Raw genomic sequence first — 15,049 nt, forward strand, 5'->3', positions numbered from 1 at the left:
GCCATATCCAGACAGCGGCCCTGCCACGGCGCAACCAGGGCCTGCTGCGTTTTCGGGGAAATGAGGGTCGTGCCGGAAAGGGTAATGGTATCAATGGTGAAGCAGGGCCCGGCGCCGGCTGCAGGCAGAGGTCTGGCAGGCGCGGGACGAGGAATACTCCGCTCCAGCTCTTCACGCTGTTGCTGGTTCTGTAATAAAAGCTGCTGCTGTTGCTGCTGAATAGTATCGCGATCGGCTGGCGACAAGGGCGCAGCGTTAATGCTTGCTGAAAAAAGCGCACCCGATAAGATAAAAATAATATAATTTGCTAATGAAATTATTCTTCTTTCTATTTTATTGCTATTCATCCATGCCACAAAATTTATTCGCAATTAATATTTTCGAAATATAAGAGCATTCTTAATGCGAGTATATCTAATTTGCGTTAAGGCGAAGCAAATAAAATATTTTTTCAGAAAAATGAGAGGTGAATTAAGAAAAAATAAGAAGTGATTTAACTATCACTTAAATCTTGAGTTAGCCGTAATACACTAGCTGTGAAGACGGAATGTTTTTCTCCATTCCGCAGGGCTCACCCCAAAACGCGCCTTAAACTGCTGTCGCCAGGTGACGGCGGAATTAAATCCCACCAGTTCGGCCACACGCTCAATCGGCATATTTCCGGCTTCAAGCAGGAGCTGGCTGCGCCGCAGGCGTTCGGCGGTAAGCCAGTCGGCGACGCTCATCCCCGTGGCTTGAATAAAATGACGGGTCAGGGTGCGGCGGCTCATCGAAACCACCTCCGCCAGTGAGTCCAGGCTATGCGGTTCGGTGATGTGCCGCTGCAGGTAGTCGATCAGGCAGTTAATGCGTCCGTCGCGGGTATCTTTGGGTACCGGCTGGGCGATGAACTGCGCCTGACCGCCCTCGCGGTGGGGCGGAACAATCATCCGACGGGCAATCTGGTTGGCGACCACGCTGCCAAAGCGCTGACGAATGATATACAGGCAGCAGTCCAGCGCCGCCGCGGTTCCGGCGGAGGTGATGATATTGCCGTCATCCACGTAGAGCGCATTGATATCCAGCTGAACGTGCGGGAAAAGGGACTGGAACTGATGCTCGAACTCCCAGTGGGTGGCCGCACGTTTGCCGTCGAGGAGCCCCGCCCAGGCCAGCACAAACGACCCCAGACACAGCCCGACGATTTCCGCGCCGTTGTCTCTCGCCTGCACCAGGCTGTCGAGCAGCGTCTGGGGCGGTCGTTCAAGGACGTGCTGCCAGTAGGGAACGACGACAATATCGGCCTGACCAATGGCGGTGTAGTCCTGCGTGGCGTTGAGGGCAAATCCGTCTTTTGAGGTGAGAAAACCCGGCATTTCGGCGCAGATCGTCACGCTAAAGCGCTTTTCGCCGGAGACCGAATCGCCAAACAGAATGCAGGGAACGGAGTAGTGGAACGGGCTGAACCCGTCTACCGCGACAATCGCGACGTTGATTAGCGACATCAGTTCCTCCTTTCCCTTTAACGCACTCAGAATATAACGGTTTCGCCATCCTGGGGAATGCTCACTGCGTCACTCACCTGATTGGCTTCAACGTACTCACGCAGCGCGCTGCGGGTCAACAGGCAGTGGTTAATCGCCTCCATATGGATCGCCACAATGCTGGCCTGCGGCAGCAGGAAATGAACGTTGAGCACGTCCTCCTGCCCCATAATAATGGGCCCAAAACCAATGACGTGGGCATAGCCAGCGTTCAGTACCACCACGTCCGGCTGGTGCTTTTGCAGATCGGCCGCCACCTCGTCACGCCAGACGGTATCCCCGGCAAGATAAAGTGTCTTCTCATCGGGATGACGCAGCACCACGCCGCAGGCCTCCCCCAGACGCTCCGCCAGCTCGGGCACGGCGTAAGCGCGATCGGTGCCGTGCTGCCCGCCGTGGGTTTTCGTAATCTGAATATCGCCGAAGAAGGTCGCGTCGGTCATGACCGTCAGGTTGCTGAATCCCTGGCTGCGCAGCAGCGCGGCGTCACGATCGTTTTGCACGTAGATCGGTTTGTCTTTGGCGATCAGCTCCACCGCGGTGCGATCCCAGTGATCGTCATGGGTATGGGTGACGATCACCGCGTCGGCGTCCAGCAGCGTGTTGACGTCAACGGGGAGTTCGACCGTCGGGTTACGGCGTTCGGCATACGCCGTGCCGGGAAAGCCCGGATAAGCCCCCTTCGGGACCAGCATCGGGTCGATTAAAAGACGTTTTCCGGCGTAGGAAATCAGCTGGGTGGCGTTGCGAATGTGGGTAATGTTCATGGGCTATCCTCCGGTGGGTGTGATAAGGAGGATAGCCAGCCGTCGCACTTGCCGCAGTGGGTTAAAGGGCGATTACCGATGGAATCGGGCCAATTTAAGCAACCCGTTTTCCGTCAGATCGTTTACCAGCCCGGCACCGCCCCGCCGTTAAAGATCGTCTCCGCCGCTTTCGCTACCTCAGGCGACTGATACGACTGGATAAATTCCTTCACGTTCTCCGCGTCTTTGTTGTCTTCGCGCGTCACCACGATGTTCACGTACGGCGAGTTTTTGTCTTCAATAAAGACGCTGTCATGCACCGGCGACAGCCCGGTTTGCTGAATATAGGTAGTGCTGATGATGGCGACATCCACTTTCGGGTCGTCCAGCACGCGCGGCAGCTGCGCCCCTTCTAGCTCCATAATTTTCAGCTGTTTAGGGTTGGCGGTAATATCCAGCGCCGTCGGCAGCAGCCCGGTGCCCGGCTTCAGGGTAATGAGCTTCTCCTTTTGCAGCAGCAACAGCGCGCGGCCAAGATTGGTCGGGTCGTTTGGAATGGCAATCGTCGCCCCGTCCTTCAGGTCAGAGACGGATTTAATTTTGCGGGAATAGCCGGCCATCGGAAAAACAAAAGTGTTCGCCACGGCCACCAGCTTGTAGTTATGCGCCTTGTTATCCTCAGCGAGGAACGGGCGATGCTGGAAGACGTTGGCATCCAGTTCCCCCTGGTTGGTGGCATCGTTGGGCAACAGCGAGCCGCTGAAGCCGACCAGCTCCACGTCCAGGCCATATTTCTCTTTTGCCACCTTTTTGGCGACTTCCGCCACGTCCTGTTCAGCGCCGTTGATGACGCCCACTTTAATGTGTTTGGCATCGCTGCCACTTTGATCGCACCCTGCCAGCAGCAGGCCAGCAAGTACCAGAGCACCCAATCGACGTTTCACAAGACAGTTCCTTTTGCTAAATGTTGTAGTGACTATATCGACAACGAGGCGGTGAAATAAAAACCGAAAAAGAATCAATAAGAAGGATAAGTTATATGCGGGTTTTGCCGGGTGGCGCTGCGCTTACCCGGCCTACAGATCCGGGGCTTAAAGCGCTTTCGCGAGATAATGCCGCTGCATGCCCTCATACGGGTAATCCTGTAGCGACATCTGCAGCTGGTACCCCTGTTTTTCATAGAACGGGCGCGCCTGGAAGCTGGCGGTATCGACCAGCGCGTGCTTGCAGCCTTTGCGTCTGGCTTCCTCTTCGGCCGTTTTGATGAGCTGGCTGCCCACGCCGGATCCGCGCACGGTCTCGCTGACCCAGAGATAGTCGATATTCAGCCAGTCGCCTTTACGCACCCCAATTAGCCCGCCGAGCATGACGCCTTTATCGTCTCGTACGTAAACGCCAATGTCGCCGCTAAAGGTCGCCATATCCAAAAATTGCCCGTTATAGGCTCTTAACCCCACAAATAACTCTTCTTTTTCAGCGGGCGTTACATTATTTGTTATGCTCAGGTGCATTTTTCTCTCCTTATTTTCTATGCAATCTGAATATCTCATAGCTTAACCTCCACAAAAACTCCTCATTCCCTCCATTTTTTAAATACGGAAACATTCCCTCAATATCTAAATAAAAAAGGCCTTTCCAATACGCACCCAAAACGTATACTGAGAACGATCATTCTCACTTTTACACGGTAGCCGACGATGAGTACGAAACTGGAAGAACGACAAAAACAACGTCAGGACGAAATCATCACCGCCGCGCGTCGCTGCTTTCGCGCCAGCGGATTTCACGCCGCCAGCATGTCGCAGATAGCCAGCGAGGCGAAGCTCAGCGTCGGGCAAATTTACCGTTATTTCAGCAACAAAGACGCGATTATCGAAGAGATGATCCGCCGAATCATCGACTCGCGCATTGAGGAGATGCAGGGTAAAACCCTGGTGGAAGGGATGCCGCAGGCGCTCGCCTGGCGACAGACCCTCAACGAAGATGACGATGCGCTGATGCTGGAAATGTCCGCTGAGGCCACGCGTAATCCGCAGGTGGCGACGATGCTGATCGAAGCCGAATCGCGCATGTTCGCCAACGCCTGCGCGCACCTGAAAAAGCAGTTTCCCCACCTGAGCGACGAGCATATTCGCTGCTGCGTGGAGATTACCGCCGTGATGATTGAGGGGACGATTTATCGTCGATTAACCCCCTTAAAAGTCCCGTCAGAACAATTAGAACCCCTTTATCAGGATATTTTAAATATGCTTTTCTCTGCGAAGTAATCGCATATGAATAATTAGCGGGAATAAGTAATTCCCCTTTTTTACATTTCTGGCTCAGCCAGAGATGCGGTATCGCTGTGCCTTTAAATAGCCCTCCTCCCCGTTAAGCCATTAACGGGGCTGGTGTCGTTCACCCTGGAAAAAGATTATGAAAAACATAACAACCTCCATCGCGGCATTATTTCTCCTGACCGGGTGCGATAATGCGCAAACATCTGCTCCCCAGCGTCCTCTTCCGGATGTGGGGATTGTCACCCTCTTGAGCCAGCCGGTGTCCGTCGTCAGCGAGCTGACCGGCCGCACCGCCGCCGCCATGAGCGCCGAAGTGCGCCCGCAGGTGGGCGGCATTATCCAGAAGCGGCTGTTCACCGAAGGCGATACCGTGAAAGCCGGGCAGGCGCTGTATCAAATTGACCCTTCCAGCTACCGCGCGGCGTTTGATGAAGCCGCCGCGGCGCTGAAGCAGGCTCAGGCGCTGGTAGCGGCCGACTGCCAGAAGGCCCGGCGCTATGCGCAGCTGGTGAAAGACGACGGCGTGTCGCGCCAGGACGCAGAGGACGCACAGTCCACCTGCGCGCAGGACAAGGCCAGCGTCGAGTCAAAGAAGGCCGCGCAGGAGAGCGCGCGCATTAACCTCAACTGGACCACCGTTACCGCGCCGATTGCCGGACGCATCGGCATCTCCTCCGTCACGCCCGGCGCGCTGGTGACCGCGCAGCAGGATACCGCGCTCGCCACCGTTCGCGGACTGGACAGCATGTACGTCGATCTCACGCGTTCCAGCGCCGATCTGCTGCGTTTACGCAGGCAAACCCTCGCCACCAATAGCGATACGCTAAGCGTGTCGCTAATCCTTGAAGACGGCAGCACCTACGGCGAGAAAGGCCGTCTGGCGTTAACCGAAGTGGCGGTGGATGAATCAACCGGCTCGGTCACGCTGCGCGCCGTCTTCCCGAATTCGCAGCACCAGCTCCTGCCGGGGATGTTCGTTCGCGCCAGGGTAGATGAAGGCATCATGAACGACGCGATCCTCGCCCCGCAGCAGGGCATCACCCGCGACGCCAAAGGCACCGCCACCGCGCTGGTGGTGAATGCCAGCAATAAGGTCGAGCAGCGTCAGCTGGAGACGGGCGATACCTACGGCGACAAATGGCTGGTGCTGAGCGGCCTGAAGGCGGGCGACAGGCTGATTGTGGAAGGTACCGACAAAGTGACTCCCGGGCAGGAAGTGAAGGCCGAAGAGATGAAAGCTGCGGGAGGAAAAGCCTGATGTTTTCCCGCTTCTTCGTGCGTCGCCCGGTCTTTGCCTGGGTTATCGCCATTCTCATCATGCTCGCCGGGATGCTGGCGATCCGCACGCTGCCGGTCGCGCAGTACCCGGACGTCGCCCCGCCGTCGATCAAAATCTCTGCCACCTACACCGGTGCCTCCGCGCAGACGCTGGAAAACAGCGTGACGCAGGTGATCGAGCAGCAGCTGACCGGCCTGGATAACCTGCTCTACTTCACCTCCACCAGCAGCTCGGACGGGTCGGTGAGCATTACCGTCACCTTCGAGCAGGGAACCGACCCGGACACCGCCCAGGTGCAAGTGCAGAACAAAGTTCAGCAGGCGGAATCGCGCCTGCCGACCGAGGTGCAGCAGTCCGGCATTACCGTCGAGAAATCGCAGAGCAACTTCCTGCTGATCATGGGCGTGTACGACAAAACCGACGCCGCCAGCAGCTCGGATATCGCCGACTGGCTGGTCAGTAACATGCAGGACCCGCTGGCGCGCGTGGAGGGCGTCGGCAGCCTGCAGGTGTTTGGGGCGGAATACGCCATGCGCATCTGGCTTGACCCGGCGAAGCTGGCGTCCTACTCGCTGATGCCGTCCGATGTGCAGAGCGCGATTGAAGCGCAGAACGTGCAGGTTTCCGCCGGTAAAATCGGCGCGCTGCCCTCGTCGAACGCCCAGCAACTCACCGCCACCGTCCGCGCCCAGTCGCGCCTGCAAACGGTCGATCAGTTTAAAAACATCATCGTGAAGAGCCAGTCCAGCGGCGCTATCGTGCGCATCAGCGACGTCGCCCGCGTGGAGATGGGCAGCGAAGATTACACCGCCACCGCGAAGCTCAACGGCCACCCGGCGGCGGGTATGGCGGTCATGCTCTCACCGGGTGCGAACGCGCTCAACACGGCGACGGCGGTAAAAGACAAAATTGCCGAGTTCAAAAAGTCGATGCCGGAAGGCTACGACGTGGCCTACCCGAAAGACAGCACCGAGTTCATCAAGATCTCCGTTGAGGACGTGATTCAGACCCTGTTCGAAGCCATTATCCTCGTGGTGGTGGTGATGTACCTGTTCCTGCAAAACATCCGCGCGACGCTGATCCCGGCGCTGGCGGTACCCGTCGTTCTGCTGGGCACGTTTGGCGTGCTGGCGCTGTTCGGCTACTCCATCAATACCCTGACGCTGTTTGCGATGGTGCTGGCGATAGGGCTTTTGGTGGATGACGCCATCGTGGTGGTGGAAAACGTCGAGCGTATTATGCGCGACGAAGGCCTGCCCGCGCGGGAAGCCACCGAAAAATCGATGGGCGAAATCTCCGGCGCGCTGGTGGCCATTGCGCTGGTGCTCTCTGCCGTATTCCTGCCAATGGCCTTCTTCGGCGGCTCCACCGGTGTGATTTACCGTCAGTTCTCGGTCACCATCATTTCGGCGATGTTCCTCTCCGTGGTGGTGGCGTTGACCCTGACGCCCGCGCTCTGCGGCTCAATTCTGAGCCACACGGCGCCGCACAAAAAGGGCTTCCTCGGCGCGTTTAACCGCTTCTACAGCAGGACCGAGCGCGGCTATCAGAACAAGGTGCTGCGCGCCCTGCGCCGTTCCGGCGGCATGCTGGTTATCTATGCCCTGCTCTGCGGCGCGATGGGCTTCGCCATGCTTAAGCTGCCGGGCAGCTTCCTGCCAACGGAAGATCAGGGCGAAATCATGGTGCAGTACACCCTGCCCGCCGGCGCGACGACGGTACGTACCGCCGAAGTCAGCCGCCAGGTGCGCGAGTGGTTCCTCACGAAAGAAAAAGCCAATACCAACGTGATCTTCACCATTGAAGGCTTCAGCTTTAGCGGCAGCGGCCAGAACGCCGGGATGGCGTTTGTCTCCCTGAAAAACTGGTCCGAACGTAAAGGCGATGAGAATACCGCGCAGGCCATCGCCCTGCGCGCCACGCAGGAGCTGAGCACCATCCGCGATGCGACCATCTTTGCCATGACGCCGCCCGCGGTGGACGGCCTGGGCCAGAGCAACGGCTTTACCTTTGAGCTGATGGCAAGCGGCGGCACCGACCGCGACGCGCTGCTGAAGCTGCGTAACCAGCTGATTGGCGAGGCCAATCAGGACAGCTCGCTGCACGCCGTGCGCGCCAACGATCTGCCGCAGATGCCGCAGCTTCAGGTGGATATCGATAACAACAAGGCCGTGTCGCTGGGGCTGTCCCTGAGCGATGTTACCGACACCCTCTCCAGCGCCTGGGGCGGGACCTACGTGAACGATTTTATCGATCGCGGCCGCGTGAAAAAGGTCTACATCCAGGGCGACAGCGACACCCGCGCCGTGCCGTCGGATCTCAACAAATGGTTTGTGCGCGGCAGCGACAGCACCATGACCCCGTTCTCCGCCTTTGCCACCACCCGCTGGGAGTACGGCCCGGAAAGCCTGGTGCGCTACAACGGCTCGGCGGCGTATGAGATTCAGGGTGAAAACGCCAGCGGCGCCAGCTCCGGCACGGCGATGGGCAAAATGGAGCAGCTGGCAAACAGCCTACCGTCCGGCAGCACCTGGGCGTGGAGCGGTTTGTCGTTGCAGGAAAAACTGGCGAGCGGTCAGGCGATGAGCCTGTATGCCCTCTCCATCCTGGTGGTGTTCCTGTGCCTGGCAGCGCTGTATGAGAGCTGGTCGGTGCCGATTTCGGTCATCCTGGTGATCCCGCTTGGCGTGCTGGGCGCGGCCATGGCCGCCTCGCTGCGCGGGCTGAACAACGACGTCTATTTCCAGGTGGCGCTGCTCACCACCATCGGCCTGTCGTCGAAGAACGCGATCCTGATTGTCGAGTTTGCCGAAGCCAAAGTCGCTGAAGGGTACTCTCTGACGCGCGCCGCACTTCGTGCCGCCCAGACGCGTCTGCGGCCGATCATCATGACCTCGCTGGCGTTTATCGCAGGGGTTACGCCGTTGGCCGTGGCAACCGGTGCAGGCGCCAACAGCCGCGTGGCGATCGGTACCGGCATTATCGGCGGGACGCTGGCCGCGACGCTGCTGGCGATCTTCTTCGTCCCCTTATTCTTTGTACTGGTGAAACGACTGTTCTCCGGTAAACACGCGAACCGGAGGTCATAATGTTTCGTGTATCTATTTTAGCGTTAGCCCTGCTGAGCGCGGGCTGTGTGTCGTTAGATCCAACGTATCAACGCCCGGACGCGCCCGTCCCGGCAACCTTGCCCGGCGCGCACGGCGAAGCCACCGCCGTGGTGAGCCAGTGGCAGCAGGTAATGAACGATGCGCGGCTGAAAAGCGTGGTGACGATGGCGCTTAACAGCAACCGCGACGTGCAAAAAGCGATTGCGGATATCGACGCCGCCCGCGCCCAGTACGGTGAAACGCGCTCGTCCTTGTTCCCGACGGTGGACGCCGAGCTGAGCCACACCCGCAGCCGCACGCTGGCAAGCGGCGTCGCGACAAGCGATGAAGCCAACGGCGCGGTCTCCAGCTTCGAGCTGGATCTGTTTGGCCGCAACCAGAGCCTCTCCCGCGCCGCGCGTGAAACCTGGCTTGCCAGCGAGTTCACCGCGCAGAACACGCGCCTGACGATGGTCAGCGAGCTGACCACGGCCTGGGTGACGCTGGCGGCGGATAACAGCAACCTGGCGCTGGCAAAATCCACCATGGAGAGCGCGGCAAACTCGCTGAAGATTGTGAAGCGCCAGCAGGAAGTGGGCGTGGCGGCGGCGACGGACGTCAGCTCGGCAATAGCGGTGTACCAGCAGGCGCGCGCCAGCGTCGCAAGCTACCGGACGCTGGTGATGCAGGACAAAAATGCCCTTAATCTGCTGGCGGGCGATACGGTGCCGGACAACCTGCTTCCCGGCACGCTGGAGAGCCTGAGCGACAACGCCATCACGCTGATCCCGGCGGGCGTCAGCTCCAGCGCGCTGCTGCGCCGCCCGGATATTCAGGAGGCGGAACATAACCTGCTGAGCGCCAACGCCAACATCGGCGCGGCTCGCGCCAACTTCTTCCCGACGATTTCGCTGACCGCCAGCGCCGGCGTCGGCAGCGATTCGCTCTCCTCCCTGTTCAGCCACGGGATGAAGGTTTGGTCGTTCGCGCCGTCCATCACCCTGCCGCTGTTCAGCGGCGGGAACAATCTGGCGCAGCTGCGCTACGCGGAAGCGGAGAAGAAGGGGCTGATCGCCACCTATGAGAAAGCCATCCAGAGCGCGTTTAAGGACGTGGCCGACGCGCTGGCGCGGCGTGAAACCCTGAGCGAGCAGCTCGACGCCCAGCGCGAATACGTCGCGGCGGAGCAAAAAACGCTGGATGTGGCAACGCGCAGCTATAAGGCGGGCGCGGGAGATTATCTGACGGTACTGACCGCGCAGCGGTCGCTGTGGTCGGCGCAGGAATCGCTGATCGCGCTGCAGCAAACCGACCTGGAAAACCGCATCACGCTGTGGCAGTCGCTGGGGGGCGGTATTCAGTAGCGCTTGCCGGGAAGTTCATGACAGGCGGTGAAGAGAAAATTCATACTTTCGGCTGGCGTCGCTACACTGAATGTAACGATATATTTCATGGGAAGCATGTGACTTCTAAAGGGGGTTGTTGATGAAAGCTGCGCACCTGGTCTGCCTGCTGGTTTGTCTGCTCTTCGCCGCGTTTGTCCATGCTCAGGAAAAGGATGACCCCGCGAAAGAGGCGCAAATAAAGCAGCAGGTCCTTAAAGATATTAAGAAAACCTGTACGCCACAGAAAAAGCAGAGCGATAAAACCTGGCAGGAGATGATTTTGTCGTCCGAGGCCAATCAGCTGCTGATTAAAAATGCCATCACCGCCGTGAAGCGCGACAACCTGGATGCCTACTGGGGGGCGATTGGTCAGGTGGATTGTATGGAAGATTATTGAGAGCTGGAAACGTGCTTCTCGCCGGGTGGCGGCTGCGCCTTACCCGGCCTACACAACATGTTTAACGCTTACGCACGTCTGGAATGATCAAATCCCCGCGCAGAACATAGGACCCGAGCATCTGCGTTTTCTCCGTCAGCCAGCTCACAATGCGCGCCGCCATCGCGTCCATGGAATATTCAATCGCCGGGATCACCGGAATACCCGGCAGGTGCAGCGATCCGGCAAGGCTGAAGACCATAATGTCGTCCGGCACCGATTTATTAAACGCCTGCAGCTGCGGGATCACCCGCTGGGCTTCCTGCTCGTCCGCCACCAGCAGCGCGTTGAAGTTCAGGGTGCTGGCGTTGTTAAGCAGCTCCTGCAGCGCAACGGACGAAGAAGTCGCGTCCATAAAGACCAGGTTGCGATTAAAGGGCAGGAAATTTTTCTCCAGCGCGTGCTTGTAGCCAAGCAGCACCTGGTCGGCAAAACCGCTGCCGTGGGGGTGGATCAGCGCAATCTGGCGACGCCCCTGGCTGGTGAGGTAGTTACAGGCGGTTTCGGCGGCAAAGGCGTGATCGAACTGAATGCTGTTGGAATTATCAGACTCCATGCAGTCCACCAGAATGACGTTGTCCATCTCCACGTCCAGCGGGAAACGGGCGCCAATCACCAGGATATCATCGCAGAGCCCGCAGGAGAGTTCTTCAAGGGCGTGCATCACTTCCGCTTTGCTGTGCGCGAAGCGCAGCAGGAGGTGTTTTTGATGCTGGCTGAGCTGTTTTTCCAGTGCGTAGAGATAGCCGGTGGTCTGGTTAATGTTTTCCTGCGCGCAAATGACTCCAATGCAGCCCGTCGACTGGCTCAGCAGCGACTGGGCAATCACGTTGGGACGATAGTTCAGCTCATCCACCGCTTTCAGTACGGCCTGACGGCTGGCTTCCTTTACGCCACGCGACCCGCTCAACACTCGCGATACCGTGGCTTTAGACACCCCGGCAAGACGTGATACATCATTGATTGTCGACATCTCTTTCCCCTGGCAGGCTTACCTCGCGCCTGCAAATTCCATCACCGCTTCGGCTCACATTATAGCCAGAACGGAGTATATCCGTTTCCGTTTTCCATGGAAACCGATTTTCCGTTTCCACTCAAAATGATGTCAAAACAGCCAAATTATGTGACCCACATCCGGTTAATTAGCCTCATAAGTAAGGGATCTTGATGGTTGTCACACTTCTGTCTTTTATGAATGGAAACCGGTTTCCGTATAATGTCCAATCATCCTCGCAATAACTTTTTACATTTAGAGGATGGTTGTCGATGTTCAAGATTATGCTGTGCTGCTCTGCCGGGATGTCCACCAGCCTGTTGGTCAGCAAAATGGTCGATGTCGCGAAAGAACGTGGTTTGCCGGTGAAGATTGATGCGTACGGTGTTTCCGAATTTGATACGCAGTTTCCGCAATACCAGGTTGTCCTTCTCGGACCGCAAGTGAAATACATGTTACAGACACTCTCAGACAAGGCGGCGACGCAAGGCATTCCGGTGCAGCCCATCGATATGATGGACTACGGCATGCAGCGTGGCGATAAAGTACTGGACTATGCTCTGTCGCTCATCGAAGCGGCACACTAAAAGGTGTTCACATGAGTTCGTTATATCAATCCATGGTCGCGGTGATTGAGCAGTCAATTACCCCGCTGGCCGCCAAGCTGGGCCAGCAAAAGTATGTGATTGCCATCCGCGACGGCTTTACCGCCGCGCTGCCGTTTATGATCATCGGCTCGTTTATGCTGGTGTTCATCTTCCCGCCGTTCTCGGCGGATACCACTAACAGCTTCGCCCGCGGCTGGCTGGATTTCTCCCAGACCTATCGCGAACAGCTGATGCTGCCGTTTAACCTCAGCATGGGCGTGATGACCTTCTTCATTTCGGTGGGGATTGGGGCAAGCCTGGGGCGTCAGTTCAACCTCGACCCGGTGATGTCCGGCCTGCTGGCCTTTATGGCCTTCCTGCTGGTCGCCGCCCCCTATGCCGACGGCAAAATTTCGACCCAGTATCTCTCCGGCCAGGGCATCTTCACCGCCCTGATCACCGCCATTTACGCCACCCGCGTTTACGCGTGGCTGAAGCAGAACAACGTGACCATTCGCCTGCCGAAGGAAGTGCCAACCGGCGTGGCGCGCTCGTTTGAAATCCTGATCCCGGTGATGGTGGTGATCGGCACGCTGCACCCGCTAAACCTTTTCATCGAAGCGCAGACCGGGATGATTATCCCGCAGGCGATCATGCACCTGCTTGAGCCGCTGGTGTCCGCCTCTGACTCCCTGCCCGCCATTCTGCTCTCCGTGCTGCTGTGCCAGATCTTCTGGTTCGCCGGTATTCACGGCTCGCTGATCGTCACCGGCATCATGAACCCGTTCTGGATGGCAAACCTCTCCGCAAACCAGGCGGCGCTGGCGGCCGGCGCGGCGCTGCCGCACGTTTACCTCCAGGGCTTCTGGGATCACTACCTGCTGATTGGCGGCGTAGGCTCCACGCTGCCGCTGGCGTTCCTGCTGCTGCGCAGCCGCGTTACCCACCTGCGCACCATCGGCAAAATGGGCGTGGTGCCAAGCTTCTTCAACATCAACGAACCGATTCTGTTCGGCGCGCCGATCATCATGAACCCGATGCTGTTTATCCCGTTCGTGTTCGTTCCGCTGGTCAACGCCTGCCTGGCGTACGCGGCAACCAAACTCGGCTGGCTGGCGCAGGTCGTCTCGTTGACCCCGTGGACCACCCCTGCACCGATTGGCGCCTCGTGGGCGGCAAACTGGGCGCTGAGCCCGGTGGTGATGTGCCTGGTCTGTATGGTGATGTCCGCGCTGATGTACCTGCCGTTCCTGCGCGCCTATGAGCGTACGCTCATCAAAAACGAAGAGCAGAAGGCCCAGGCAACCGTCGGCGCCGCCGAGACCGCCAGCAATTAAGTCAAAGAGGAAGAGTCATGAAATACGCATTTCCCGATAACTTCTGGTGGGGCAGCGCAAGCTCCGCTCTCCAGACGGAAGGGGCAAGAGAGGGGGAAACCACGTGGGATTACTGGTTTGCCCGCGAGCCAAACCGTTTTCACAACGGCGTGGGGCCGCAGCAGACCTCCACGTTTTATCAGCACTGGAAAACGGATATTCAGCTGTTAAAGCAGCTGAACCACAACAGCTTTCGCACCTCGATTAGCTGGGCGCGCCTGATCCCTGACGGTATCGGTGAAGTGAACCCGGAAGCGGTCGATTTTTACAATCAGGTCATTGATGAGCTGAATGAACAGGGCATCACGCCGTTTATGACCCTGTTCCATTTCGACATGCCGATGGCGATGCAGGAGATCGGCGGCTGGGAAAACCGCGACGTGGTGGACGCCTACGCCCGCTATGCGCAGATTTGCTTTGAGCTGTTCGGCGATCGCGTGCTGCACTGGTTTACCTTCAACGAGCCGATCGTGCCGGTGGAAGGCGGTTATCTCTACGATTTCCACTACCCGAACGTGGTGGATTTTCGTCGGGCAGCCACCGTGGCGTATCACACCGTGCTGGCCCATGCGAAGGCGGTTCAGGCCTACCGCGCCGGGCATTACGCGGGGGAGATTGGCATCGTGCTGAACCTGACGCCGTCGTACCCGCGTTCGCAGAACCCGGCAGACGTGAAGGCGGCGCACATCGCGGATCTGATGTTTAACCGCAGCTTCCTTGACCCGGTCCTGCGCGGCGAATACCCGGCAGATCTCGTAGCGCTGCTGAAATCCTGCGATCAATTACCCGCCTGTAAACCGGAAGACGGCTTCCTGATTGCGGAAGGGAAAATCGACCTGCTCGGCGTGAATTACTATCAGCCGCGTCGCGTGAAGTGTCGCGACAGCGCGGTGAACCCGCAGGCGCCGTTTATGCCGGAGTGGTTCTTCGATAATTACGAGATGCCGGGCCGCAAGATGAACCCGTACCGCGGCTGGGAAATCTACGAGCCGGGTATTTACGATATTCTGGTTAACCTGCGCGACAATTACGGCAACCCACGCTGCTTTATTTCTGAAAACGGCATGGGCGTCGAAAACGAGCAGCGTTTTATTGAAAATGGCCAGATTAACGATCAATACCGCATCGAGTTTATTTCCGAACATTTAGCCTGGCTGCATAAGGGTATTAGCGAAGGGTGCAATTGTCTCGGCTACCATATGTGGACGTTTATTGATAACTGGTCGTGGTGCAACGCGTATAAAAATCGCTACGGATTTATCCAGCTCGATTTAGAGACGCAGAAACGCACCATTAAGAAAAGCGGAGAGTGGTTTGCCGCTACCGCGTTAAATAATAGTTTTGAAAAAGAGTAA

General features: G+C 58.0%; 13 protein-coding genes and 1 pseudogene. 8 read left to right on the plus strand and 6 right to left on the minus strand.

Annotated elements, in window-relative coordinates; genetic code table 11:
* The 5 genes and pseudogenes from HCH49_RS21045 to HCH49_RS21065 form a co-directional block, all read right to left on the minus strand.
* Window positions 1-245, minus strand: a pseudogene (locus tag HCH49_RS21045) (ShlB/FhaC/HecB family hemolysin secretion/activation protein); the annotation flags it as partial.
* A gap of 285 nt (window positions 246-530) precedes the next feature.
* The gene (locus HCH49_RS21050) at window positions 531-1,484 is read right to left on the minus strand and encodes a GlxA family transcriptional regulator (protein WP_087822875.1); all 954 of its coding nucleotides are present in this window, start codon (window positions 1,482-1,484) and stop codon (window positions 531-533) included.
* A 26-nt stretch (window positions 1,485-1,510) separates the two neighbouring features.
* Window positions 1,511-2,290, minus strand: coding sequence for an MBL fold metallo-hydrolase (locus tag HCH49_RS21055; protein ID WP_221703310.1), 780 nt, complete (start codon window positions 2,288-2,290; stop codon window positions 1,511-1,513).
* A gap of 122 nt (window positions 2,291-2,412) precedes the next feature.
* Window positions 2,413-3,213, minus strand: a complete 801-nt coding sequence (gene nlpA, locus HCH49_RS21060; RefSeq protein WP_048981417.1) for a lipoprotein NlpA — start codon at window positions 3,211-3,213, stop codon at window positions 2,413-2,415.
* Between the two features lie 147 nt (window positions 3,214-3,360).
* Window positions 3,361-3,780, minus strand: a complete 420-nt coding sequence (locus HCH49_RS21065; protein ID WP_143346333.1) for a GNAT family N-acetyltransferase — start codon at window positions 3,778-3,780, stop codon at window positions 3,361-3,363.
* A gap of 186 nt (window positions 3,781-3,966) precedes the next feature.
* Between HCH49_RS21065 and HCH49_RS21070 the strand changes: the two genes are divergently transcribed.
* The 5 genes from HCH49_RS21070 (at window position 3,967) to HCH49_RS21090 (ending at window position 10,698) form a co-directional block, all read left to right on the plus strand.
* Complete coding sequence (locus tag HCH49_RS21070; protein WP_033144322.1) at window positions 3,967-4,536, plus strand: TetR/AcrR family transcriptional regulator; 570 nt, start codon at window positions 3,967-3,969, stop codon at window positions 4,534-4,536.
* Window positions 4,537-4,684: 148 nt separating this feature from the next.
* The gene (locus HCH49_RS21075; RefSeq protein WP_221703311.1) at window positions 4,685-5,806 is read left to right on the plus strand and encodes an efflux RND transporter periplasmic adaptor subunit; all 1,122 of its coding nucleotides are present in this window, start codon (window positions 4,685-4,687) and stop codon (window positions 5,804-5,806) included.
* Window positions 5,806-8,916, plus strand: coding sequence for an efflux RND transporter permease subunit (locus HCH49_RS21080; protein WP_221703312.1), 3,111 nt, complete (start codon window positions 5,806-5,808; stop codon window positions 8,914-8,916). Before HCH49_RS21075 ends, HCH49_RS21080 begins: the two co-directional genes overlap by 1 nt.
* Window positions 8,916-10,280: an efflux transporter outer membrane subunit gene (locus HCH49_RS21085; protein WP_221703313.1), complete on the plus strand. Its 1,365-nt coding sequence runs from the start codon at window positions 8,916-8,918 to the stop codon at window positions 10,278-10,280. Before HCH49_RS21080 ends, HCH49_RS21085 begins: the two co-directional genes overlap by 1 nt.
* Before the next feature lie 121 nt (window positions 10,281-10,401).
* Window positions 10,402-10,698, plus strand: a complete 297-nt coding sequence (locus tag HCH49_RS21090; protein ID WP_221703314.1) for a YicS family protein — start codon at window positions 10,402-10,404, stop codon at window positions 10,696-10,698.
* 61 nt (window positions 10,699-10,759) lie between these two features.
* On the opposite strand, the gene HCH49_RS21095 is transcribed toward HCH49_RS21090, so the two are convergent.
* The gene (locus HCH49_RS21095) at window positions 10,760-11,710 is read right to left on the minus strand and encodes a LacI family DNA-binding transcriptional regulator (protein WP_094935456.1); all 951 of its coding nucleotides are present in this window, start codon (window positions 11,708-11,710) and stop codon (window positions 10,760-10,762) included.
* 293 nt (window positions 11,711-12,003) lie between these two features.
* Here HCH49_RS21095 and HCH49_RS21100 point away from each other — a divergent pair, with 293 nt between their 5' ends.
* From HCH49_RS21100 to HCH49_RS21110, 3 genes are read left to right on the plus strand one after another with little or no spacing between them, the layout of a single operon-like run.
* Window positions 12,004-12,318 (plus strand): PTS sugar transporter subunit IIB, encoded by a 315-nt coding sequence (locus HCH49_RS21100; protein WP_023333974.1) that lies wholly within the window; start codon window positions 12,004-12,006, stop codon window positions 12,316-12,318.
* An 11-nt stretch (window positions 12,319-12,329) separates the two neighbouring features.
* Window positions 12,330-13,655 (plus strand): PTS sugar transporter subunit IIC, encoded by a 1,326-nt coding sequence (locus tag HCH49_RS21105; RefSeq protein ID WP_023309840.1) that lies wholly within the window; start codon window positions 12,330-12,332, stop codon window positions 13,653-13,655.
* 17 nt (window positions 13,656-13,672) lie between these two features.
* Entirely contained in the window at window positions 13,673-15,049 is a 1,377-nt protein-coding gene (locus tag HCH49_RS21110; protein WP_033144327.1) for a glycoside hydrolase family 1 protein, read from the plus strand.

The sequence above is a fragment of the Enterobacter sp. Y17 genome (assembly GCF_019730495.1).
In the GTDB taxonomy this organism is placed as follows: domain Bacteria; phylum Pseudomonadota; class Gammaproteobacteria; order Enterobacterales; family Enterobacteriaceae; genus Enterobacter; species Enterobacter asburiae_B.

Bases quoted from the DNA above. Each gene is read 5' to 3' on its own strand.
- HCH49_RS21085 (WP_221703313.1), top strand. From the start codon at position 8,916: ATGTTTCGTGTATCTATTTTAGCGTTAGCCCTGCTGAGCGCGGGCTGT.
- HCH49_RS21095 (WP_094935456.1), bottom strand. From the start codon at position 11,710: ATGTCGACAATCAATGATGTATCACGTCTTGCCGGGGTGTCTAAAGCC.
- HCH49_RS21110 (WP_033144327.1), top strand. From the start codon at position 13,673: ATGAAATACGCATTTCCCGATAACTTCTGGTGGGGCAGCGCAAGCTCC.
- HCH49_RS21075 (WP_221703311.1), top strand. From the start codon at position 4,685: ATGAAAAACATAACAACCTCCATCGCGGCATTATTTCTCCTGACCGGG.
- HCH49_RS21100 (WP_023333974.1), top strand. From the start codon at position 12,004: ATGTTCAAGATTATGCTGTGCTGCTCTGCCGGGATGTCCACCAGCCTG.
- HCH49_RS21050 (WP_087822875.1), bottom strand. From the start codon at position 1,484: ATGTCGCTAATCAACGTCGCGATTGTCGCGGTAGACGGGTTCAGCCCG.
- HCH49_RS21105 (WP_023309840.1), top strand. From the start codon at position 12,330: ATGAGTTCGTTATATCAATCCATGGTCGCGGTGATTGAGCAGTCAATT.
- HCH49_RS21090 (WP_221703314.1), top strand. From the start codon at position 10,402: ATGAAAGCTGCGCACCTGGTCTGCCTGCTGGTTTGTCTGCTCTTCGCC.
- HCH49_RS21065 (WP_143346333.1), bottom strand. From the start codon at position 3,780: ATGCACCTGAGCATAACAAATAATGTAACGCCCGCTGAAAAAGAAGAG.
- HCH49_RS21055 (WP_221703310.1), bottom strand. From the start codon at position 2,290: ATGAACATTACCCACATTCGCAACGCCACCCAGCTGATTTCCTACGCC.
- HCH49_RS21080 (WP_221703312.1), top strand. From the start codon at position 5,806: ATGTTTTCCCGCTTCTTCGTGCGTCGCCCGGTCTTTGCCTGGGTTATC.
- HCH49_RS21070 (WP_033144322.1), top strand. From the start codon at position 3,967: ATGAGTACGAAACTGGAAGAACGACAAAAACAACGTCAGGACGAAATC.